21 protein-coding genes are annotated in these 23,102 nt (G+C 50.1%); 16 read left to right on the top strand and 5 right to left on the bottom strand.

The features are described 5' to 3' along the window. The first annotated feature begins 2 nt into the window (after nucleotides 1-2). The 4 genes from feoB (at nucleotide 3) to infB (ending at nucleotide 7,786) form a co-directional block, all read left to right on the top strand. Nucleotides 3-2,159 carry a ferrous iron transport protein B gene (feoB, locus tag ACW9SV_RS05835; protein ID WP_479555800.1) on the top strand — a complete coding sequence of 719 codons (2,157 nt, stop codon included), beginning with the start codon at nucleotides 3-5 and terminating at the stop codon, nucleotides 2,157-2,159. Nucleotides 2,160-2,576: 417 nt separating this feature from the next. Further along, nucleotides 2,577-3,050: a ribosome maturation factor RimP gene (locus tag ACW9SV_RS05830; RefSeq protein WP_479555799.1), complete on the top strand. Its 474-nt coding sequence runs from the start codon at nucleotides 2,577-2,579 to the stop codon at nucleotides 3,048-3,050. Nucleotides 3,051-3,057: 7 nt separating this feature from the next. Further along, nucleotides 3,058-4,314: a transcription termination factor NusA gene (gene nusA, locus ACW9SV_RS05825; protein ID WP_479555798.1), complete on the top strand. Its 1,257-nt coding sequence runs from the start codon at nucleotides 3,058-3,060 to the stop codon at nucleotides 4,312-4,314. A 190-nt stretch (nucleotides 4,315-4,504) separates the two neighbouring features. Further along, a complete protein-coding gene (infB, locus tag ACW9SV_RS05820) occupies nucleotides 4,505-7,786 on the top strand; it encodes a translation initiation factor IF-2 (protein ID WP_479555797.1) in 3,282 nt (1,093 codons plus the stop codon). Nucleotides 7,787-8,036: 250 nt separating this feature from the next. Here the strand turns inward: infB and ACW9SV_RS05815 are convergent, their stop codons facing one another. Further along, on the bottom strand, nucleotides 8,037-8,465 hold the full coding sequence (locus tag ACW9SV_RS05815) for a hypothetical protein (RefSeq protein ID WP_479555796.1): 429 nt from the start codon (nucleotides 8,463-8,465) through the stop codon (nucleotides 8,037-8,039). Between the two features lie 237 nt (nucleotides 8,466-8,702). Here ACW9SV_RS05815 and ACW9SV_RS05810 point away from each other — a divergent pair, with 237 nt between their 5' ends. The 7 genes from ACW9SV_RS05810 to ACW9SV_RS05780 all read left to right on the top strand — a co-directional run bounded on the left by ACW9SV_RS05810 (nucleotide 8,703) and on the right by ACW9SV_RS05780 (nucleotide 16,665). Continuing rightward, nucleotides 8,703-9,485 carry an enoyl-CoA hydratase/isomerase family protein gene (locus tag ACW9SV_RS05810; RefSeq protein WP_479555795.1) on the top strand — a complete coding sequence of 261 codons (783 nt, stop codon included), beginning with the start codon at nucleotides 8,703-8,705 and terminating at the stop codon, nucleotides 9,483-9,485. 153 nt (nucleotides 9,486-9,638) lie between these two features. Next, the gene (locus tag ACW9SV_RS05805; RefSeq protein WP_479555794.1) at nucleotides 9,639-11,138 is read left to right on the top strand and encodes a lipopolysaccharide biosynthesis protein; all 1,500 of its coding nucleotides are present in this window, start codon (nucleotides 9,639-9,641) and stop codon (nucleotides 11,136-11,138) included. Nucleotides 11,139-11,157: 19 nt separating this feature from the next. Then, nucleotides 11,158-11,604 carry a dUTP diphosphatase gene (dut, locus tag ACW9SV_RS05800; protein WP_479555793.1) on the top strand — a complete coding sequence of 149 codons (447 nt, stop codon included), beginning with the start codon at nucleotides 11,158-11,160 and terminating at the stop codon, nucleotides 11,602-11,604. A gap of 125 nt (nucleotides 11,605-11,729) precedes the next feature. Beyond that, entirely contained in the window at nucleotides 11,730-12,737 is a 1,008-nt protein-coding gene (locus ACW9SV_RS05795; RefSeq protein WP_479555792.1) for a sugar phosphate nucleotidyltransferase, read from the top strand. A gap of 17 nt (nucleotides 12,738-12,754) precedes the next feature. Continuing rightward, nucleotides 12,755-14,512: a tetratricopeptide repeat protein gene (locus ACW9SV_RS05790; RefSeq protein WP_479555791.1), complete on the top strand. Its 1,758-nt coding sequence runs from the start codon at nucleotides 12,755-12,757 to the stop codon at nucleotides 14,510-14,512. Then, nucleotides 14,505-15,266, top strand: coding sequence for a lipoprotein insertase outer membrane protein LolB1 (gene lolB1 / locus ACW9SV_RS05785; RefSeq protein WP_479555790.1), 762 nt, complete (start codon nucleotides 14,505-14,507; stop codon nucleotides 15,264-15,266). The genes ACW9SV_RS05790 and lolB1 overlap by 8 nt, the downstream gene beginning before the upstream one ends. Then, nucleotides 15,253-16,665 (top strand): murein hydrolase activator EnvC family protein, encoded by a 1,413-nt coding sequence (locus ACW9SV_RS05780; RefSeq protein WP_479555789.1) that lies wholly within the window; start codon nucleotides 15,253-15,255, stop codon nucleotides 16,663-16,665. Before lolB1 ends, ACW9SV_RS05780 begins: the two co-directional genes overlap by 14 nt. Nucleotides 16,666-16,747: 82 nt before the next feature. Here the strand turns inward: ACW9SV_RS05780 and ACW9SV_RS05775 are convergent, their stop codons facing one another. The 4 genes from ACW9SV_RS05775 to ACW9SV_RS05760 form a co-directional block, all read right to left on the bottom strand. Next, the gene (locus ACW9SV_RS05775) at nucleotides 16,748-17,467 is read right to left on the bottom strand and encodes an SAM-dependent methyltransferase (RefSeq protein ID WP_479555788.1); all 720 of its coding nucleotides are present in this window, start codon (nucleotides 17,465-17,467) and stop codon (nucleotides 16,748-16,750) included. A 72-nt stretch (nucleotides 17,468-17,539) separates the two neighbouring features. Further along, a complete protein-coding gene (locus tag ACW9SV_RS05770; protein ID WP_479555787.1) occupies nucleotides 17,540-18,307 on the bottom strand; it encodes an alpha/beta fold hydrolase in 768 nt (255 codons plus the stop codon). Nucleotides 18,308-18,349: 42 nt separating this feature from the next. Continuing rightward, entirely contained in the window at nucleotides 18,350-18,928 is a 579-nt protein-coding gene (locus ACW9SV_RS05765) for a PH domain-containing protein (RefSeq protein ID WP_479555786.1), read from the bottom strand. 58 nt (nucleotides 18,929-18,986) lie between these two features. After that, nucleotides 18,987-19,703: a pyridoxine 5'-phosphate synthase gene (locus ACW9SV_RS05760; protein ID WP_479555785.1), complete on the bottom strand. Its 717-nt coding sequence runs from the start codon at nucleotides 19,701-19,703 to the stop codon at nucleotides 18,987-18,989. Between the two features lie 116 nt (nucleotides 19,704-19,819). Here ACW9SV_RS05760 and ACW9SV_RS05755 point away from each other — a divergent pair, with 116 nt between their 5' ends. From ACW9SV_RS05755 to ACW9SV_RS05735, 5 genes are all read left to right on the top strand, one after another. Then, nucleotides 19,820-20,281 (top strand): GatB/YqeY domain-containing protein, encoded by a 462-nt coding sequence (locus ACW9SV_RS05755; RefSeq protein WP_479555784.1) that lies wholly within the window; start codon nucleotides 19,820-19,822, stop codon nucleotides 20,279-20,281. A 12-nt stretch (nucleotides 20,282-20,293) separates the two neighbouring features. Further along, nucleotides 20,294-20,803, top strand: a complete 510-nt coding sequence (locus tag ACW9SV_RS05750) for a CvpA family protein (RefSeq protein ID WP_479555783.1) — start codon at nucleotides 20,294-20,296, stop codon at nucleotides 20,801-20,803. A 192-nt stretch (nucleotides 20,804-20,995) separates the two neighbouring features. Continuing rightward, nucleotides 20,996-21,571: an anthranilate synthase component II gene (locus ACW9SV_RS05745; protein WP_479556511.1), complete on the top strand. Its 576-nt coding sequence runs from the start codon at nucleotides 20,996-20,998 to the stop codon at nucleotides 21,569-21,571. A 35-nt stretch (nucleotides 21,572-21,606) separates the two neighbouring features. After that, on the top strand, nucleotides 21,607-22,377 hold the full coding sequence (locus ACW9SV_RS05740) for an alpha/beta fold hydrolase (protein WP_479555782.1): 771 nt from the start codon (nucleotides 21,607-21,609) through the stop codon (nucleotides 22,375-22,377). Then, a complete protein-coding gene (locus tag ACW9SV_RS05735) occupies nucleotides 22,367-23,032 on the top strand; it encodes a CBS domain-containing protein (protein ID WP_479555781.1) in 666 nt (221 codons plus the stop codon). The genes ACW9SV_RS05740 and ACW9SV_RS05735 overlap by 11 nt, the downstream gene beginning before the upstream one ends. Nucleotides 23,033-23,102: the final 70 nt, after the last annotated feature.

Genomic DNA, 23,102 nt, shown 5'->3' with positions numbered 1-23,102 from the left:
CTATGTCTGAAGTTCTTGCGCCGGCCCCCGCCTCCGTACCCCATATCATCCCCGATGCCCCAGTCCGGAAGGTGGCCAAGATCGCCCTTATCGGAAATCCTAACTCAGGTAAATCATCGTTGTTCAACCATTTAACAGGTCTGAACCAGAAGGTAGGGAACTTCCCGGGCGTAACTGTAGACAAGAAAACCGGTGTGAGCCAACTCACGCCAAACCTCAAGGCCCAGGTGATTGACTTGCCGGGCACCTATAGCTTATATCCTAAGTCCTTAGACGAAAAGGTTATCATTGACCTGCTCCACGACAAAAAAGCTTCCTCCTACCCAGACGTTCTCATTATCACCGCCGATGCCTCTAACCTGAAGCGGAACCTTCTCCTGTTTACCCAGCTCGTTGATCTGAAGATTCCGGCGGTACTGGCGCTGAACATGCTGGATGTGGCCGAGAAGCACGGTGTTAAGATAGATGTAGCGCAACTGCAGCAAGAATTAGGGGTGCCGGTGATCCCGGTGAACGCCCGTACGGGTAGTGGCCTGGCAGCCCTGAAGATTCTGCTTTCCCAAGAACTGGAAGCGCCTAAAACCAGCTTCTTCTCCATCCCGGATGAACTGTTGGTGATGGTGCGCCAGATCCGCTATTACTTTGAACTCAGCAACGATTACCTAGCGTGGCACTACGCCCACCAATACCAGAAGTTTTCTTTCTTATCTGAGGACGACAAGCAATACATCAGTGAGCTGGTAAAAAAATACGGCTTCCACTCCAATGCCTTGCAGGCCTCAGAGACGGTAGACCGGTATACCCAGATCAATGGGCTGCTGCTGGATGCCATGCGTGTGACCAAGGCCGAGAACAACGAGCAGTTCAGCAACAAACTGGACCAAATTCTCACGCATAAAATCTTCGGCTACCTTATTTTCTTTGCGGTTCTTTTCGTGATGTTCCAGGCCATCTTCGCCTGGGCTAGTTACCCCATGGACTTGCTTGATCAGGGTATAGCCATGCTGAACGGCTGGATCCATACCAAAGCCGAAGGGCCTTTGGTGGATTTACTGACCGAAGGCATCTTGGCCGGGTTTGGCGGTGTCTTGATGTTTGTGCCCCAAATCGCCATCCTCTTCGCGTTTATTGCGGTGTTGGAGGAAACCGGTTACATGGCTCGAGTGACGTTCCTGATGGATAAAATCATGCGCAAGTTCGGGTTGAACGGCAAGAGTGTGGTGCCACTCATTTCTGGGGTGGCGTGTGCGGTTCCGGCCATCATGGCTACCCGTACCATTGACAACTGGAAAGACCGCATGATTACTATCTTCGTGACCCCGCTCATGAGCTGCTCGGCGCGTCTGCCTATCTACACGGTCATGATCGCGTTGGTGGTGCCAGAAAAGTATTTCCTGGGTTTCTTGAGCATGCAAGGCCTGGTTTTGATGGGCTTGTACCTGATCGGTTTTTTGGCAGCCATCCTTTCGGCAGCTTTGTTGAAATGGGTGCTTAAAACGAAAGAGCGGAGTTACTTCATCATGGAGTTCCCTACCTACAAAATGCCGCGCTGGAAAAATGTGGGCCTCACCATTGTAGAGAAAGTTAAAGCATTCGTGTTCCAGGCCGGTAAAGTAATTTTGGCTATTTCGGTGGTGCTGTGGGTCTTGTCTTCCTATGGACCCGGCAATGCTATTCAACAAGCCGAGGAACGTGCCACCGCAGAACTAACTTCTCTTAACCTGCCGGATGCTGATGCGCACGTAGCAGGGCAGAAACTGGAGGCCTCATACGCCGGTCGGTTCGGGAAATTCATTGAACCTGCTATTCGGCCCTTAGGCTACGACTGGAAAGTGGGCATTGCCTTGTTGACTTCCTTCGCGGCTCGTGAGGTGTTTGTAGGGACTATCTCCACCATCTACAGCGTAGGCGATTCTGAGAACATCTCCACCGTCAGGGAAAAACTGATGGCCGAGAAAGATGAAAATGGCCAGCCGTTTTTCACGCCGGCCCGGGCCTTCTCGCTGCTGATCTTCTATGTGTTTGCCATGCAGTGTATGAGCACCATCGCGGTGGTCTACCGCGAGACGAAAGGCTGGAAATGGCCTATTCTGCAGCTGTTGTATATGACCGGCTTGGCGTATGGTGCTGCCTTCATCGTCTTCCGGTTATTCTCCTGACCTTTTCTGATTCTGGCCTGATATTCTGAAATCAAGCCAGAATCAATTGGCTAATCCTCTATTTTAAAAAATAGCAGGAACAATCTTTGTTTCATGCTCTCCAAGTACAGTGCTTTCCTTTTTAGCAGAAAAGATATCTTGCTTTCCACAGGGAAATATCGCTTTCTAAGGATATAGCACTTGAACTATTCATGCCTTCTCTTGGTTAATTCATAAGCAAACGGCGCTTTTCTTTCTTTTTGGAGAAAACAGGCAAAGTGCCGTTTCTTCTCTTGGTGATTATCTTTTGCAAGATCCTAAACCGCACATAATGCCCTGTTGCTTGTGTTTCAGTGGATTTGTTTGTACATTTGTGCGATTAAAGTGAATTGGAGGGGACGAGAGAGTCCCCCTTTTTATTTGTTATCCAGATTGTGAATGGCCTTAGAGGAAAAAATAATTGAGGAATTTGCCCAGGCAGCCCTACCAGAACCGGATCTGTTCATTGTGAGCGTGAAGGTGTCTGATACGCCGGTACGCCCCAAGGTGACCATCCTCGCCGACGGGGATCAAGGCATCAGCATTGACCAGTGCGCCCAGATAAGCCGCCGGGTTGCCAAAAGAATTGAAGATACCTACGGAGAAGAAATCTCCTACGTAATAGAAGTGTCGTCACCAGGGGTGGATTTTCCACTAACCTCAGAACGGCACTTTAGAAAAAATATTGGCCGGTCCGTGAAGTTAACGTTTGCGGGCGGCGTGGAAAAAACCGGTGAGATCAGAGACGTGCTGGAAGACGGCATCCTGTTCGCCGAAGAAGTGAAACAGAAACATAAGAAGGCTTTGCTGGAGCCCGTGCACGTGGCCTACAGTGATATTGTGAAAGCGCAGATTGTAATCTCTTTTAAATAAGAAAGACATGGATAGTTCAGTATTGATCGAGTCGTTTGCGGAGTTCGCTAAATTCAAGAACATTGACCGCCCTACCATGATGCGGATCTTGGAGGACGTGTTCCGTACAATGATCCGGAAGAAATGGTCTACTGATGAGAATTTTGACATCATCCTGAACGTAGAGAAAGGCGATCTTGAAATTTGGCGCAACCGCGAAATTGTGGATGATAACTCAGAGGATATTTGGGACGATGATAAAATTGCCCTTTCAGATGCCCGCAAGATTGAGCCAGACTTTGAAGTAGGGGAAGAAGTGTCTGAGTTGGTGAAGTTGGAAGACTTCGGCCGTAGAGCGGTGTTGACTGCCCGCCAGACCCTGATTCAGCGCGTGAAAGATTTAGAGAAAGACCTTCTGTACCAAAAGTACAAAGACCAAGTAGGGGAGATTATCTCTGGTGAGGTCTACCAGGTGTGGAACCGTGAGGTGTTGATCTTGGATTCTGAGGACAACGAACTCTTGATTCCTAAGTCTGAGCAGATCCCCAAAGACCGTTACCGCAAAGGTGATGTGGTGCGGGCAGTGGTGCAGCGGGTGGAGATCATCAACGGTAACCCTAAAATCATTCTTTCCCGTACGTCTCCACAATTCCTGGAGCGATTGTTCGAAGGTGAAGTGCCTGAGATCTTTGACGGTCTTATCACCATCAAGAAGATTGTGCGGGAACCAGGTGAGCGTGCCAAGGTAGCCGTAGAGTCGTACGACGACCGTATTGACCCGGTAGGTGCCTGCGTGGGGATGAAAGGTTCGCGTATCCACACCATCGTGCGGGAGTTGGAGAACGAGAACATTGACGTCATCAACTACACCGACAACATGGAGCTGTACATCCAACGGGCGTTGAGCCCTGCTAAGATCAGCAGCATCAAGATAAACGAAGAAACCGGACGCGCCTCTGTGTTCCTGAAGCCAGACCAAGTGTCTTTGGCAATTGGTAAAGGTGGTCAGAACATCAAATTGGCCAGTAAACTGGTTGGTTTGGAGATTGACGTGTTCCGTGAAACCGAAGGGTTTGAAGAAGATATTAACCTGGAAGAATTCTCTGACGAGATTGAAAGCTGGGTAATTGACGAACTGAAGCGCATTGGTCTGGACACAGCCCGCAGCGTGATGGCCGTCAGCAAGGAAGATTTGGTGCGCCGTACGGAGCTTGAAGAAGAGACCGTAGAGGATTTGCTCAACATCATCCGTCAAGAGTTTGATTCAGAAGAAAGCAACAACTAGTGGTGCGCTTTATGTGCCGGGTTATTTGACCTTACTGGAGGGTGGGTGCCATTTTTGGCCTATTTTCCGGGAAACAGGACAAAAACGCGAAGTCGTCATGGCCACCCCATCCTTTTTTAATGAGTAAGAAACAAGTAACTACTAAAAGTAAATTATAACAGCATATTTGAACATGTCAGAAGAAAAAACGATGAGGCTTAAGCAGGTAGCAACCACCTTAAACATCAGCCTGGCCACGGTAGTGGAATTCCTGGGCAAGAAAGGGGTTGAGATCGAGAATAAACCTACTTCAAAGATTACCCCGGAGCAGTTCAATATGCTGTCGAAAGAATTTGCTTCCTCTATGCAAGCGAAGGCTGAGGCGCAAGTACTGAACATGCCTGGGAAAAAGCAGCCAGAGCCAGAGCGCCCTGAGCCTAAGAAGCAGGCTGAGCCAGAACCAGAAGTGTTTATCAAATCTAATCAGGTAAGAACGCCGCAGGCAGAACAGCCAAAACCGGCTGCTCCCGCGCCGCAAGCTCCAACTCCTAGCCCTGCTCCGGCACCGGCAACAGCGGGCGCTTCTGCTTTCCCTGGTATCAAAATCCTAGGCAAGATTGAACTGGATGCCAAAGGCAGACCAATTCCTAAATCTGCTCCGGCACCCGCTCCTGCTGCACAGGCTGCTGCTCCTCAAGCACCAGCCGCCACGCAGGCAAAACCAGTGGAGGCTCCGGTAGTAGCCGAGAAACCAGCTCCGGCACCTGCTCCTGTAGCGCAGGCGCCCGCCGCTGCTCCTGTGAGTGCCCCTGCTGCTCCGGCGCCCCAAGTTCAGGCTCCGGTAGAGGCTAAAGCCCCAGTTCCTGCACCTGCTGTAGAAAGACCAGCCGCTGAAACTCCAGCTACACCTGCTCCGGCACCAGCACCAGCACCAGCTGTAGAGACACCTAAGCCAGCCGCTCCTGCTCCACAGGAAGCTGCGCCTGCGCCAACACCGGCTCCAGCCCCTGCTGTTTCTGCCCCTGTCGCTTCAGCTCCGGTTGCTGCAAATCAACCGGCCGAAGAAAAGTCGGCAGAACAGGCCGCCCCGGAAGCACCGCAAACTACCATCAAAGCCCAGGCAGACCAACTGAAAGGTTTGACTGTATTGGGTAAAATTGAACTGCCGGTAAGCGGCGGTCGTGGCAAAGGTGGCAAACCAGTGGCGTCTTCAGATGAACGCCGCAGAGGAAACCAGCCCGGCGGACCAGGTCAGGGCCAAGGCCAAGGACAAGGCGGAGGAGATAAAAAGAAACGTAAACGCATTGAAGTACCCAAAACAGGTGCCCAAGGTGGTGCTGGCGGCAACAATGCCCCGCAACAGCAAGGACACCGTGCCGGTGACAGAGCAACCAGTACCCGTCCGTTAGGAACAGGTCAGGCTGCTAACCGTCAAGGCAACGCCGGAGGGCCTCAGCAAGGAAACCGGCCAGCTGGTGGTGGTGGTTACCAAGGAAACCGTCCGGCGGGCGGAGGTCCGGGTCAGCGCCCAGGTGGTGGTGGCGGTAATCGTCCAGCGCCATCAGCTCCGCGTGCTGAGTTAACCGATAAGGAAATCCAGGATCAGATTAAGGCTACATTGGCCCGTCTGAGTGGAGGCAAAGGCGGAAACCAAGGTAACCGTGCCAAGTACCGTCGGGAGAAACGCTCTGCCGTGGCAGATGCCGCCGATGAACGCAGAATGCAGGAGCAGCTGGAATCTAAGATTCTACGCGTAACCGAGTTCGTGTCTGCGAATGACCTGGCTGCCTTGATGGACGTGAGCGTGAACGACGTTATCAAGACCTGTATGAACTTGGGTATGTTCGTATCCATCAACCAGCGTCTTGATGCGGAAGCTATTACCATCATCGCTGATGAGTTTGGCTATGATGTGCAGTTCGCCACCGCTGAGGAAGAAGAAAATGTAGGGGCTGAAGAAATAGATGCCGAAGAGGATCTGAAGCCGCGCGCGCCAATCGTGACCATCATGGGTCACGTTGACCACGGTAAAACTTCATTGCTTGACTACATAAGAAGAACCAAAGTAACTGCCGGTGAGGCCGGTGGTATCACCCAGCACATTGGAGCCTATCAGGTAACCACCGATGCCGGTAAAGACATCACGTTCCTGGATACGCCGGGTCACGAGGCCTTTACCGCGATGCGTGCCCGTGGTGCTAAAGTAACCGACGTAGTTATCATTGTGGTAGCTGCCGACGATAGCGTGATGCCGCAAACCAAAGAGGCGTTGAACCACGCGCAAGCGGCCGGTTCACCTATTGTGATTGCCATCAACAAAGTGGATAAGCCTACTGCCAACCCAGACAAGATCCGCGAGGAACTTGCTCAGTTGAACGTACTGGTAGAAGAGTGGGGTGGTAAATACCAAAGCCAGGAGATCTCGGCCAAGACCGGACAAGGTATTGACGAGCTGTTGGAGAAAGTATTGCTGGAAGCTGAATTACTTGAGTTAAGAGCCAACCCAGACCGTCGTGCTGTTGGTACCGTAATTGAAGCTGCCTTGGACAAAGGCCGTGGATACGTAGCTACCGTGCTAGTGCAAACTGGTACTCTGAAAATTGGAGATATCCTAGTAGCTGGCTCGCATTATGGTCGTGTGAAAGCGATGACTGACGTGTTAGGTCGCCGTCACAAGGCAGCCGGTCCATCTATGCCAATCCAGGTGTTGGGTATTGACGGAGCGCCGCAAGCCGGTGATAAGTTTGTGGTAATGGAAACCGAGCGTGAAGCCCGTGAGATTGCCGTGAGCCGTCAGCAGTTGCAGCGTGAGCAGACCATGCGTACGAAGAAACACATTACCCTGGATGAGATTGGTCGTCGTTTGGCCATCGGTACTTTCAAGGAGCTGAACGTGATTGTACGCGGTGACGTGGATGGTTCCGTAGAGGCACTTTCTGACTCTTTGTTGAAACTCTCTACCGAAGAGGTACAGGTAAACATCCTATCCAAAGGAGTTGGTCAGATTTCCGAGTCAGACGTTCTGTTGGCTTCTGCATCAGACGCGATCATCATTGGTTTCCAGGTTCGTCCGTCTACCAACGCCCGCCGTCTGGCCGAGCAGGAGCAGATAGACATTCGTCTGTACTCTATCATCTACAACGCCATTAACGAGGTGAAAGACGCCATGGAAGGTATGTTGGCTCCAACAGTACAAGAAGTGGTAGTAGCCAACGTAGAGGTACGCGAGGTGTTCAAGATCACGAAAGTGGGAACCATTGCCGGTTGTATGGTGACAGATGGTACCATTACCCGTAACTCTAAGATCCGTCTGGTGCGTGATGGTATTGTGGTTCACTCCGGTGAGATCCTGGCCCTGAAACGCTTCAAAGACGACGCTGCCGAGGTGCGCCAAGGCTACGAGTGCGGTATCAGCATCAAGAACTTCAACGATCTGCAACAAGGTGACATCATTGAAGCCTACGAAGAGCGTGAGGTGAAACGGACGCTATAAGCTACAGTTGACATGATTAGATTATAAAAAAAAGCCTCACCTGAAAAGGTGGGGCTTTTTGTTTATGACCACTTTCTAAAAACAAGGGCTAAATCAGAGTTGATAGTTTTCAAACAGGCTCCTTCGTTTTTCTCAGCCTATGATTAAGAGGTGTTTTATCCAAAAAGGCTCCAAAGTAAATACCTGCTAAAATGCAAAAGGCTCCCTTCACCTAAGTGAAGGGAGCCTTTTGCTATCTGTTAAAACCTAATTAGAAGATCAAAAACTTACGATTGCGTCTGCTTAGGCTTTGTTGGTACATTTTGCCATTTGGGTTGTCCTTGTCAATCAGCCTCTTTGATTTACGCTGTTTCGCTTTAGGGCCCTTTACTTTGTTCTTATAGGCACCAATAGAAAAAGCTCCTTTCCCGGTATCATACTTGTTGTCAGGCATTGAGTAACGCGGACCTGAATACATACCGCCACTGGTCTTCGCAGAAGCCACCGCTTTTTGCCTGTCCAGCAGCATAGCCCGCTCAGCGTTGCTTGCACCTACTTGTCCTTTTTTCAGGCCATCTGGCCCCCGACGTGCAGCTTCGCGCTTCGTTTTCCTAGGCTTCTGGGCCGATGCTTCAGACGCATTCGCTCCAAAGAGCACCAGCGCCAAGGCAAAGGCAACGTATCTGAAAAGAGTTGTCATATTGAATAGAGGCGAAGAGAAATGGAAATATGCGGTGTAACGCTAATCGTATGCGAACTGTTCCAGAATATAAACTTAAATGTGAGAAAAATATTATACTTTCCTAAGCTTTTGGGCGAAAAAAGTAGGTAAAAAGAGTATTTTTAAAGGGTTGTGCTTGAAAGGAGTAATCTGTGGGTATTTCTTTATATTTGCGCCTCTTATTTTTTGGAGAAACTCACGTTTAGAAGATAGAACATGGTCCAATACAACAACCTTCTGCTGGAAAACAAAGGCGGTATTTTGTTTATCACGATTAATCGTCCGAACAAAATGAACGCCCTCAACATTGAGACGGTAAAGGAGATTAGCAATGCCATGCAGGAGGTGTATGATGACCCCGAGGTGCGGGGCGTGATCCTGACGGGAAGTGGTGAGAAGGCGTTCGTGGCCGGAGCCGATATCTCTGAGATAGCCGAGCTGAACGAGGTAAACGGACGCCGTTTCGCGGAGCGCGGGCAGGATGTCTTTTCCATGATTGAAGAGAGTCCTAAACCGGTGATTGCCGCGGTAAATGGTTTCGCATTAGGCGGTGGCTGCGAACTGGCTATGGCCTGCCACATAAGGGTAGCCAGCGAGAATGCCCGTTTTGGCCAGCCGGAAGTGAATCTGGGGATTATCCCAGGGTACGGCGGAACGCAACGCCTTACCCAACTTGTAGGCAAAGGCCGAGCCATGGAACTCATGATGACCGGTGATATGATCACGGCCGCTGAGGCCAAGGAGTTTGGGTTGGTAAACCACGTGACCACACCGGAAGGCCTCATGGACAAATGCCTGGAGATCATGCAGAAGATTGTAGCCAAAGCACCTTTGGCGGTAGGCATGATTGTAGACTGCGTAAACGCCTGGTATGACAAAGAAGAGAACGGTTACCAGACGGAGGCCAATTCCTTCAGCCGGTGCTGTGGCTCAGAAGATTTCAAAGAAGGTACTTCTGCCTTCCTGGAGAAACGCAAACCAGCTTTCAAGGGCGAATAGCCTATTATAGCAAATCCAAAATCATTATTCTTATTCCCTAATCTGCTCCCGTTTTGGGTCTGTTCTACAGCAAACAGGCTAAAAACGGGAGTAGGTGTAAATAGGTAGTATGAAGTCTCTTCCCTTGTATCTTTCTTCTGCCAATCCCCTGATATGAGTATTGCAAAAAAACTGGTAGGTCAAACCGCGGCGTACGGGCTCAGCAGTATTGTGGGCCGTGCCTTGAACTACCTGCTGGTACCCCTTTATACCACCGTTTTTGAACGTGAAGAATATGGATTAGTCACCTATCTCTACGCCATCGTCGCGTTCCTGAACATTGTGTATACCTTTGGGATGGAGACGGCCTTTTTCAGGTTTGCCAACAAGCCAGGAGTAGACCGTAGAGAACTCTACCATAAGGTGCAAACGCTTATTTTGGTCTCCAGCCTTCTTCTCACAGCCGGCATTTTCCTTTTCGCTTCGCCCATTGCCGAAGCATTAGACTACCCCGGAAAGGAAAAGTATATAGTTTGGCTGGCTATTACCATGGCGGTTGATGCGCTTTCGGCTATTCCGTTCGCACGCTTGCGTCTAGAGAACCAAGCAATTCGTTTTGCCATTATTAGGCTTACCAACATCTTTCTGGTGATTGCCGGAAATTTATTCTTTTTGGTTTTTTGCCAACAGGTATATGAAGGCAATTACCTACCCGAACTACGCCCAGTGGTGGAAGTTATTTACAACCCTGATCTTGGGGTGGGTTATATTTTCCTGGTGAACATGGTTGCCAACTTACTGTTTATTCCCATGCTCTGGCGAGAGTTCTCTGACTTCCGATTCAAGTTGAATCTTGGCGAAATGAAGCCCATGGTGGAGTACGCTTTCCCTATTCTGATCATGGGCCTGGCTGGAGCAACTAATGAGATGCTCTCTAGAGTTATGTTAGAGCACTGGCTACCAGAAGGCTTTTATCCAGGGGTGACCAATAAGCAGGCTGTGGGCGTATTTGGGGCTACCTATAAGTTGGCAATCATGATGAGTCTCATGATCCAGGCATTCCGGTATTCGGCGGAGCCGTTCTTCTTCTCGCAGTCGCAGGACAAGAACTCGCCGGCCACGTTTGCGGTGGTCATGCGTTGGTTTGTTATTGTGTGCGCTCTGGCGTATCTAGGTATTAGTGCCAACCTAGACATCTTTCAATATTTCCTGGGGCAGGCAGAGTACCGCACTGGGATGGAGATAGTACCTATTCTTTTGTTGGCATACTTGTTTAATGGCGTCTACTACAACCTCACTGTCTGGTTCAAATTGACCGATAAAACGCAGTATGGGACTTATATCACCATCTTTGGGGCCATCGTAACGGTGGTGGCTAATTATCTGCTTATTCCGGTGCTAGGCTATATGGGCAGTGCCATTGCCGCTTTTCTCTGCTACTTTACCATGTCAGTGGTGTGTTACGTGATCGGACAGAAGTATTTCCCGGTACCGTATCCAGTCAAAGCCATCTTTGGCTATTTGTTATTGGCCTCCTCTCTGATCTGGCTGGCGTTTGCCTGGGATCTAGACAACTTCTGGCTGCGCCAGGTGTACCACATTGGTTTGTGCCTTGTATTTGTGGCCGTGGTGTGGGTGGTAGAAAAGCCCATGCAGCGGCAGATAAATAGATAATTCCTTATATTAGCTGTCTATGACTACCACATTACCTGTTAAAGTGATTAACCTGGGTAAGCACCCGCTGCCTGCCTATGCCACAGAACACTCTGCCGGACTAGACCTGCGGGCTAATCTGGAGACTCCTGTGACCTTAAAACCCTTACAGCGAACCCTCATCCCTACGGGGCTTTCCATTGAACTCCCCGAAGGACACGAGGCGCAGATCAGACCCCGTAGCGGGCTGGCTTTTAAGCACGGTATTTCCATCGTGAACAGCCCTGGCACCATAGACGCCGATTACCGGGGTGAGATCAAGGTGCTGCTGGTAAACCTGTCAGATACTGATTTCGTGGTAGAGGATGGAGAGCGCATCGCCCAAATGGTGGTGGCCCGCTATGAGCGCGTGGTGTGGCAAGCAGTAGAAGAACTGACCGAAACCCAGCGGGGTGCCGGCGGCTACGGAAGTACCGGGAAACAATAGATTAAAAATATCCTCGGTTTTTACTATATTTTCGAGGAAATAGCCTGAAAACGGAAAGTATATATATCCAAAATTAGAAAAACCCGTAGGTAGGCCTTACTTAAGCAACCTTTTTAAGACACACTATGAGAATCATTGTACCAATGGCCGGCATGGGCAAACGGATGCGCCCACACACCCTTACTGTTCCTAAACCTTTAATTCCTATCGCAGGGAAACCAATTGTACAGCGGTTGGTGGAAGACATAGCCAAGGTGTGCCAGGAACCCATTGAAGAAGTAGCCTTCATTATCGGAAGGTTTGGGGCTGAGGTAGAGGCGAAGCTATTGAAGATAGCCGAGTCAGTTGGAGCCGTAGGTACAATCCATTACCAGGATCAGCCGTTGGGTACTGCCCACGCCATCCTTTGCGCCCAAAGCGCCTTGAAAGGCAACGTAGTAGTAGCCTTCGCCGATACTTTGTTTAAAGCAGACTTTAAACTGGATACCTCCGCCGAAGGAACCATCTGGGTTCAGAAAGTAGAAGACCCGCGTCCGTTTGGCGTGGTAAAACTGAACGAGCAAGGGCATATCACCGAGTTTGTGGAGAAACCACAGGAGTTTGTGTCTGACCTGGCCATCATTGGTATCTACTACTTCAAAGACGGCGAGTACCTGCGCAGCGAGTTGCAGTACTTGTTGGATAACGACATCAAAGACAAAGGCGAATACCAGATCACCAACGCTCTGGAGAACATGAAGAGCAAAGGATCAGTGTTCATCCCGGGCCAGATCTCTGAGTGGCTTGACTGCGGAAACAAAGACTCTACCGTATTTACTAACCAGCGTTACTTGGAGTACATCCAGGACGAAGAAGGCTTGGTGTCTAACACTGCCCAACTGAACAATTCAGTGATCATTCCGCCAGTTTATTTGGGAGAAAACGTGGTTCTGAACAATTCAGTTGTTGGTCCGCACGTTTCCATTGGTAACAACACCCAGGTAACTGGTTCAGTAATTAGCAACTCCATTGTGCAAGAGAGCAGCAAGGTAAACCATGCGCATATAGCTAACTCAATGGTAGGCAATTACGTTGTATACGAAGGAATACCTTCAGACCTGAGCTTAGGTGACTACAATACCCTGCGTGGCTAGACAGGAAATTTAATTTTATGCTGAAGAGAGGACTCACGATAGTGGCTGCTTTGTGCGGAATGGTGGTGGCAGGTGAGAAATGCTACGCCCAATCTGAGCGCAAAAAAGAGAAGAACACCGCTCCTCAGGTAGCGGTTGCCCCTCCTCTTGCCCTTAGCCCGCAGGAGCAGCAGCTAAGTGAGTCCTATTTTCTGGAAGGCATGAAGTTCTTCCTGCTGGAAGAGTATAACAAAGCGTTAGATCGGTTCCAGCGGGCATATGCTATCAGCCCCAACAATGCGGCCGTTAACTATAAACTGGCCGAAACCAGCCTGCTCCTGGGCAATGTACGGGGTGCACACCCCTTCGCTAAAGCGGCCTTGGAGCTGGATCCTAAAAACCCTTATTATCATTTGCTGCTGGCACAGATTTACACAAACCAGCAGCAGTATGAAGACGCCATCAAAGTTTACAGCCGTCTCACGCAGGAACTGCCCAACACAGAACAATATCTCTTTAGCCTGACTGACCTTTATTTGACCAAGAACAGGTTAGATGATGCCCTACGCACTTTAGGGCAGATTGAAGAAAAATACGGGCTAATCGAGGAAATCTCCTTTAAGAAGCAACAGATTTACCTAAAGCAGAATAACCTGGTAAAGGCCCTGCAGGAAGGCGAGAACCTGATTGCCTCTAAACCCGAGGAGGTGCGCTACCTTTTGGCCCAGGCCGAGATTCTAGCTGCCAATAAGAAGATTGCTGAGGCCGTGAAAATGGCCCAGAGAGCCTTGAGCGTGGCCCCCGATAACGCCTATGGTCGCCTGATGCTCGCTGATTTGCTGCAACAGCAAGGCAAAACCGTTGAGGCCGATGCCCAATTGGAACTAGCCTTCGGGAATCCTAGCCTGGACATCGATTCCAAGGTGAAGATTCTGGTGGACTACATCCGGCGGTTACCTAATGAGAAGGTAGCCAACCAAGCCATTAAACTGGCAGAACTCACCACCCGTGCCCACCCCCGGGAGGCCAAAGCTTTTGCTGTAGCCGGTGACATCTACGTGAACGCCGGCCGGAAATTACCAGCCCGCGACAGCTACGTGAAAGCCGTAGCCTTGGACCCAGGACACTTCAAGATCTGGCAGCAGATTGTGTTACTGGACGGGGAGATGAACCAAAACGACTCTCTTATCCTGCATTCTGAGCGCGCGTTGGAGTTCTTCCCCAATCAGCCGATGTTCTGGTTCTATAACGGGACAGCCCACCTCATCAACAAAAATTACCCAAAGGCCACAAAGTCATTGGAGTACGGGCGGCGGTTGGCCGGTAATAACCAGGAGTTGCAGATGCAGTTCAACCTGCAGTTGGGTGATGCTTACCATTCACTGGAACAGTACGCGCTTTCAGACCAGGCCTATGAGGCAGTTCTGGCGGTAGAGCCTAACAACCCGCACGCGCTCAATAACTACAGCTACTTTCTCTCTATCAGAGGGCAGAACCTGGCAAAGGCAAAAGCCCTGGCTAGTACGTTAGTGGCGCAGTACCCAGACAATCCTACCTACTTAGATACGTATGCATGGGTGCTGTACAAATTAAAAGATTACCAGGAAGCGAGGAAGCTCCTGGAAAAGGCCGTGGCAGTCTCCTCAGACGCCACCATCATTGAACACTACGGCGATGTGCTCTACCAGCTGGGTCAGCGTGACTTAGCCTTAAAACAATGGGTACGCGCAAACCAGGTGGGCGGTGCCTCAGAGGGCATCAGCAAAAAGATAAAAGACAAGAAACTTTATGAATAGTAAAAGCTATATATACGTGTTGGGATTGAGTTTTCTGGTTTTAGTAGGATGTCAGAAAAAAACAACGCCCGGCGCATCTGGTGCAGTAGCCCCGGAAAACATAAACAAAGTAAACGTAGTCAACACAGATTACACTTTCTTCTCAGCCAAGGGGAAAGTGCAGAGTGAGAACACCAAAATCAATGCGAACCTAACGCTTCGCATGAAGAAAAACGAAGTAATCTGGGCTTCGGTGCAGGCGTTGGGTTTTGAGGCGGCCCGACTGAAAGTGACCCCAGACTCGGTCTATGTTGTGAACAGGCTTAAAGACGAGTATCTGGTAGGTTCCTATGACATGCTGCGCCAACGCTATAACGTAGATGTCGATTTTAAAACCCTGCAGGACCTTTTAATCGGGAATTTTGTGGCCGGTGAAAACGGGCGGGAAAAGTTGGAGTTGGAGGGGCCAGTACAACATCTTCGCACCCTGCGTACCAACCTGCAGATAGACCAGTTTGTGGACACCACTAAGTTCAAGCTGAAACGCACCGAGGTGCGCAACTTGCAGACCAAGGATTACATGACCGTAGATTACCAGGATTTTGAGGATCTGAACGGAAAACCTTTTGCCATGGCCGTGCTGCTCTCCATTCAGCAGCCAGAGGGGAACACAGGCAAAACCACGGTAGTGGCAGTGAAGCACAGACAGGTTTCTACGTCTGAAACTTCCCTAGATTTCCCTTTTTCAGTACCTTCGAACTATGAACGTAAATAGGGCGGGGCTACTTTATCTTTTTTTATTCTTTTTCTTGATTGGGTTCAATTCTGCTGAGGCTCAGCAGAAAACAACTACCCGTACCCCTTCTAAATCTACTACAAAAAGGACTACCACTAAAAAAGCTCCGGTAAAAAGCAAAGCGCAGCTAGAGCGCGAAAAGAACGCGAACCTCAAGCGTATTCAGGAGGCCAACCGCATTCTGGAGCAGACCGCCCAAAAGAAGCAAGCTTCTCTGGGACAGCTCAACGTGATTAAGGAAAAAATCACGGTGCAGACCGGGGTGATCAAAAACATCTCGTCTGAAATTACTTACCTCAACCGCGACCTACGTACCACTGAGGAAAAAGTAGCCGACGCCAAAACCGATCTGGAGCGGCTGAAGAAAGAATATGCCCGCCTGATCTACGCCGCTTCCAAAACGGCCAACAGCTACAATAAGCTCATGTTTCTGTTCGCCTCAGAGTCTTTTAACCAGATGATGCGGCGCATGAGTTACCTACGCCAGTACACAGAGGCCCGCAAAAAACAGGCTGCCGCTATAGAATCGGTAAGGCAGAACCTAAACCAGCAACTGAATACGCTAACCTCCCAAAAGCAACAAAAGCGAAGTCTGTTACACGTGCAGTTAAACGAGAACAAGAACCTGCTCTCCATGCACGACCAACAAGACCAGGTGATTCAACAACTGAGCCAGCAGGAGCAATCTTTAAAGCAGGAGGTAGAGCAACGCCAAAAAGCGGTACAGCAGCTGAATAGATTGATCGCCGACCGCGTACGGGAGGAGATTGCCCGGGCGGCCCGTGCCGCTGAGGCTGCCGCGAGAGCAAAGGCAGCCCGCGAAGCCGCTGCCGCCGCACGTGCCGCCGCTGCCGCAGGAAAACCTGCCCCAGAACCAGCAGCAACTGCCAGCGCTCCCGCCAAGACTAAAGAAACTGTCTCCAGAACCGACCGCGTAACCCTTACCCCAGAAGCCGCTGCCTTGTCCTCTAACTTCGCCGGAAACAAGGGACGTTTCTCCTGGCCAGTGGAACGCGGGTTTATTTCCCAGCGTTTCGGGCGGCAGGCACACCCCGTGTTGAAAGGTGTGGTGGTAGAAAACCGCGGAATTGATATCCAGACCGGAGCCAATGAACGGGTGAGGGCCATCTTTGGCGGGAAAGTATTGGCGGTACAGACTATTCCGGGAATGAACAACATTGTGATGGTGCAGCACGGCGAGTATTTTACCGTCTACGCCAAGCTCCGGACGGTAAGCGTAACCGAGGGCCAGGAGATTTCCACCAAACAGACCATCGGGACTGTGTACACCGATGCCGAGGGAACCTCTGAACTCCAATTCCAGATCTGGAAAAACCAAACCAACCTCAATCCGCAAGGGTGGCTTATGCCTAAATAAGAAAGGCGTTTAAGGTCTGATTTCTGAAAATTAGACCTTAAACGCCTTTGAAGTAATCCTTTATAGTTGCCTTTCTTTGTTTTTAGCGTCTATAAATCAGGAAGACGGCGGGTTGTTTGTGCAGGTCCGGAACTTTGTCCTTCCAATCCGCAACGCGCAGGGTTTTGATGAACTCATTGGGGCCTGTGATATTCGCCGCAATGCAGAGTTTCGTGTCTTTGCTCAAGTGCTGTAGCAAATCGTCTATCATCTGCTTGTTGCGATAGGGCGTCTCCATAAAGATCTGAGTCTGGTCTTTCTGCACCATCTCCTTCTCCAAAGCTTTCAATGCCTGAATACGATCTCGTTTCTCAATGGGCAGATACCCGTGGAAAGCGAAAGACTGGCCATTGAACCCCGAGGCCATCAACCCCATCAAAATTGCCGAGGGGCCTACTAACGGAACCACCTTAACGCCATGCTGATGAGCCAACCGGGCCAACTCAGCCCCTGGGTCAGCCACACCGGGGCAACCTGCCTCGGAGATCACACCGGCATCTTGTCCCGCCAGCAAAGGCTTCAGGGCAGCCGTCAACTCGGCATCAGAAGAATTCTTGTCAATGACCGTGATCTGCAGTTCTTCTATGGTCTGAGAGGGCGCAATGAACTTGATGTACCGCCGGGCCGTACGGGCATTCTCTACCAGAAAGTACTTCAACTGCGCTGATACTTCGGCCACCTGCCGGCAAATGACAGCTGCTGCCGTGTCCTCGGCCAAAACGGTAGGGATAAGGAAGAGAGTGCCTTTGGCGGGAGTACTCATGACGAAACTTCTAATTGGAAAGCAAAGCCGACTTGTATAGGAACTTTGCTATATGTTTGATTAAAGGGGGACTTATGCCTGCAGAAACTGCATAGTTAAGCGGTAAAACTCCTGCGGTTGCTCGGCATGTAGCCAATGGCCGGCATTCTCAATGGTTTCTATGGTGGCACTTGGGAACAGTGTCTGAATCTGAGCTAGGTCCTGCTCTGGTTTGATGTAGCGTGAATTGCCGCCGCGCAGAAACAAGGTAGGCTTGGTGAAAGGCACCTCAGACTCAATGTTACCCAGGATTTTGTCCAGGTTCAACTCAATGGCATCCAGGTTCAGGCGCCAGCCAAAGCTGTTGTCTTCTTTGCGGTATAGGTTCTTAAGCAGGAACATACGGGTACCGAAATCCTCTACCTTCTGAGCTAACTGGTCATCCGCTTCCTGACGGTTCTGGATGGTGTTCAAATCAATGGAACGGAATCCGGCAATGATGTCATCATGGTGCGGCGGATAGGCTTTGGGAGCGATATCGGCAACCAGTAATTTGGATAGCTTGTCTGGGTGCTGCAGCGCGAAGTTCATGGCCACCTTGCCACCCATGGAGTGCCCAATGATGAAGGCATTCTGCAGGTTGTGCTGCTCAATGAACTCCAGCAGGTCATCGGTCATGAGTTGGTAGCTGAACTCTGGGGTATGCGGTGACCGGCCATGGTTGCGCAGGTCTATCAAATACACCTGGAACGTTTTGGAGAACTCGCGGCCTAAGGTTTGCCAGTTGTCCAGCGTACCGAAAAGGCCGTGTAAGATAAGCAACGGTTGGCCTTCGCCTAGAATTTTATAATTTAATTCCATAGTCTGGAGAGGTTGAGTGCGATGGTAGGTTTCTGGCCTATTTTACAGAAAACAGACCCATTTCGTTTTGGTTTGGATCGGCACCCGCGGCCAAAGCGCCTTTAGTTGCTCTAAGTCTATCAATAGGGATGTGATCTTCACTTGCTGCCCATTGGTAAGGGAGAGGGTGAGATACTGGTACGGGCTCCAGAAAAAACGCTTAGACAGACAGCGGGTCTGCGTGATTTCTCTGATGTGCTGCTGGTCCAGTAGATACCGGCCGCTGGGTTGCAAAAGCAGGGCCGAATTGGTTTGCTTTTCCAATTCCAACGCATTTTCTCGTTCATGGCGCCAGTACTGAAAATGAACCAACAGCGTTGGCAGCGCAAACAAAAACAGCACCGTACCTAGCCCAATAACAATGCCTCTTTCCAGCGCCGTGACGTTCTGGTCCCGCAGCAGCATCCCTAACATAGTGCCACCCAACCAGAAACTCAGCAAAGACCAGAACACCATTTTGAATTGCCGCATGGGCGAGAGGAAAAACACCCGTTGCTGCTTCTGGAAAAGCCAACTGAAGAACCGCACCCCGTAATGCGCCGCAATAATCAACGCGGTGATCTTCAGCAACACGCCTAACATAGTCTGCAGGATTTGAAGCTGCTTTTCAGAAAACGGGCCTGAAACGGTACTTGCCGCATTAGAAGTTTAATTGGCGCAAATACAACTGAATGGTATTCTCAAGGCCATAGTATAAAGCATCGCAGATAAGCGCGTGGCCAATAGATACTTCATCTAAGTTGGGCAGCTGTTCTCTGAGGTAGCGAAGGTTGTCCAGGTCCAGGTCATGGCCGGCATTCAAGCCCAAACCTACTTCTTGGGCTACGCGGGCCGCCTCGGCGTAGGGTTTTACGGCTGCTTCACGGTTAGACAGGTATTCATGGGCGTAGGCCTCGGTGTAGAGCTCTATGCGATCTGTGCCGGTGAGGGCCGCGCCTTCCACCTGCGCGTTGACAGGGTCTACAAAGATGGAGGTCCTGATTCCTTCGGCCTTGAACTGCGCGATGACGTCTACCAGAAAGTCTTTGTGGGTAAGGGTATCCCAACCAGCGTTAGAGGTGATAGCATCGGGGGCATCAGGTACCAGGGTCACTTGCTCAGGCTTCACCGCCAGCACCAGTTTGATGAAGTCGGGGGTAGGGTTCCCTTCTATATTAAACTCAGTGGTCACTACCTGTTTGAGATCGTATACATCCTGAAACCGGATGTGCCGCTCATCAGGCCGCGGGTGCACGGTGATACCCTGTGCCCCGAAGCGCTCGCAATCCAAAGCCGTTTGCACCACATTGGGTCGGTTGCCGCCGCGTGCATTCCGTAGCGTGGCTATTTTATTTATATTTACGCTCAGTTTGGTCATGTTTGTCTTAACGTTAGCGTTTCTGCTTTAGATGGGCAAAGATAAAAGAAACTTGACGTCACTTTCCTAATTGATTTCTGACCCCGGTGCGTTGGCACCTTTACTAATAATAAACTATGAGCCTGAAAGAAAAAGTAGAAGCCGGCATCAAACAAGCCATGTTGGCCAAGGATAAGACGCGTCTGCAAGCGTTGCGTGGCATCAAGTCACAGATTTTATTAGCCGAAACCGAGAAAGGTGGTGTTACGGCCCTTACCCCAGACACCGAGCTGAAACTGTTGACCAAAGCCGCCAAACAGCGCCGTGAGTCTGCCGAAGTTTACCGCAACCAGTCTCGTCATGACTTGGAAGAGATTGAGATGGCCGAGCTGGCGATTATTGAGGAGTTCCTGCCGCAGCAGTTAGACGAGGGTGATCTGCGTGAGCGCCTGTTAGAGATCATCCAGCGGGTAGGTGCCTTGGGGCCTTCTGACATGGGTAAGGTGATGGGGGTTGCTTCCCGTGAGTTGGCGGGCCAAGCCGATGGCCGGGCTATCTCTAATGCTGTGAACGCGCTCCTAAATAACACCAACGCCTAAGCTTCTCCTAGGGTGAGTACGTTTGACCTTTTTTTGCTTTTGCCAGTGGCCTACGGGGCCTTCAAAGGGTTCTTCAAAGGCTTGGTGCTGGAGATTGCGTCCCTGGCCTCTTTCGTGATCATCACCGTCTTTGGGATGAAGTTAGTGGGGCTGGTGACACCGCCTATCCATGAGTGGCTAGGCGACAAAGCTGGTTTCCTGCCGTTTCTTCCCTTTCTGCTGGTGTTTATAGGCATCGGGTTTGCGGTACGGGCTATTGGCATGATTATCAAAAAAGGCGTACATCTCACCCCATTGGGCTTAATAGATAATGTGGTAGGAGCCTTGATTGGCGCCGCCAAATGGGCCTTTGCAATCTGTTTGTTGGTGTACTTCGCCAATGCTACAGGCTTGGATGTTGCGCTGCAAACCGTGCGTGAATCAGAGGTGTACCCGTACTACCTAGATGCCGCTCCCAATGCCTGGGCCTTTGTGCAATGGATTATCCCGTTCGGGCGTGAAGCTCTGGAGTCTTTTAGTTAAGCCAAGGTGGAGATCCTGATTTTTGTTTTTGGCCTTCTTTGCCGGATGTAACCCCAAAGCGGCTGAAAAGCATACAACTGTTGCTCGGCTTTAACCCAGCTAATACATGTTCATTCCAGCTTTAAGCCTGTTTTCTTGAAAGCAGGCCTAAAGCTGGAATATCCTTTTTTACTTCTCTGCGTTTTCTTCTCTGTGCTACTGCTGCTAGATAACTTTGATTCCTTTACCTATAACCTCTATGACTATTTTCGCCAACTGGGCGTAGAGGTAGAGGTGCGCCGGAACGATGTCCCTTTAGCGGAGCTTCAAGCCATGCCCCTAAAGGGAATTGTCTTGTCGCCGGGCCCAGGTACACCCGAGAAAGCAGGGGTGATGCCTTTGGTCATTGACTATTACCATGACCGCTTGCCTATGTTGGGTATTTGTCTGGGGCACCAGGCAATGGGGCAGTTTTTTGGGGCTAAAGTGGAGAAAGGGCTCAGGCCTATGCACGGCAAGATCTCGGAGATCACCTGCGTACCCGATCCTATTTTTGCGGGGCTTCCCTCCAAGATACCGGTTGTGCGTTACCATTCTTTGGTGGTGCAGGAGTCGCCGGCAGACCTGGTTCCTTTGGCACAAACCGCTCAAGGAGAGTTGATGGCTTTCCGGCACGCACACTTGCCGCTGTACGCCCTGCAGTTTCATCCGGAGGCGGCATTAACCCAACATGGGCTGGAGATGCTCAGAAATTGGGTGAATATTGCTAATATTACATCTCTATACTAGTTTCTACTTACTATCAATACAAGCGATTTTCTCACATGAACTTGGAAATCAAGAAGGAAGGCGGGTTTGAATACATAGATGAAGGGGAAGGCGAAGTGCTTTTGCTCTTGCATGGTCTGTTTGGTGCGCTTAGTAACTGGCAGGGAGTGGTCTCCTATTTCCATCAAAACTACCGTGTGGTTATTCCGCTCATGCCTTTGTATGAGATGCCGTTGCCCCAAGCCAGCGTGCCTGGCTTGGTAGAGTTCGTGGAGGAGTTCGTTTCGCATAAAAAGTTAACTGACTTAACGCTGCTGGGAAATTCCCTAGGCGGACACGTAGCCCTGGAGTTTGCCTTGAAGCGCCCCGAGTACGTGAAACGCCTGGTGTTGACGGGCAGCTCTGGCCTGTTTGAGGACTCCATGGGAGGTTCTTTCCCTAAGCGTGGAAACTATGACTTTGTAAAAGAGCGCATTGAGTACACCTTCTATGACCCTGCGGTAGCCACTCCAGAGCTGGTAGATGAGGTGTTTGATATTACCAACAGTAATCCAAAAGTTCTCCGAATCATCTCCATTGCTAAGTCGGCACAGCGGAACAATCTGGGAAAAGACTTAGGAGGCATCAAAGCTCCCACGCTCCTGATCTGGGGGCTGAATGATACTATTACGCCGCCTATGGTAGCGCATGAGTTTAATAGATTGATCCATAATTCTGAGCTTCGTTTCATAGACCATTGCTGCCATGCACCTATGATGGAACATCCGGAGGCCTTTAACAGTATCTTAGAGGAATTCCTGTTAAAGACTGCTGCCTATGATAGCTGAAGAACTGATAAACCAGATGGTGCCACCCCTCAAACTCTCTGACACCGGTGAAAAAGCCGTGCGTTGGATGGATGAGTTCAGGTTGAACCAACTCCCTGTAGTTAAGAACCGGAAATACTTGGGGCTTGTCACAGAGGAGAATGTGATGGAGGCCAAAAACCCAGAGATGGTTCTGGAAAACATACCCTTTGATTTTGAGCACGTACATGTGCAGCAGAACCAGCACTTTTACAATGTGATGGAACTAGCCATTAAAAACAAAGTGCAGGTGGTGCCAGTACTGGATGATTTGCAAGAATATTTGGGCGTTATCACCGTCAATGACACCATCTCTGCTTTCGGGCAGATGTCTGCCATCCAGGGACAAGGCGGAATTCTGGTGCTTTGCATGGCCGAGCGGGATTATTCCTTAAGTGAAATCAGCCGGTTGGTAGAATCAAATAATGCCAAGATTCTGAGCGCCAACGTCTCTCCAGACGAGGCTGATATCTTCAAAATCAAACTTACCTTGAAGATAAACACTATGGATTTAACTCGTATTGTGGCTACCCTGGAACGATTTGGTTATAAAATAACGGCTCAGTTTCAGGATACTTCCAGCGCGCCAGAGGACCAGGACCGGTTGGATATGCTTCTCAGGTATTTGAATATTTAAATTTTATATATAGTTAAACACCCTATATATTTGTCTTGATATTGAATGTTTTACAATATCTTTGAGCAGA

Source organism: Rufibacter sp. JT20002 (assembly GCF_056491185.1).
The sequence above is the reverse complement of the archived record's forward strand: the minus strand, read 5'-3'. Positions and strand labels throughout refer to the sequence as shown.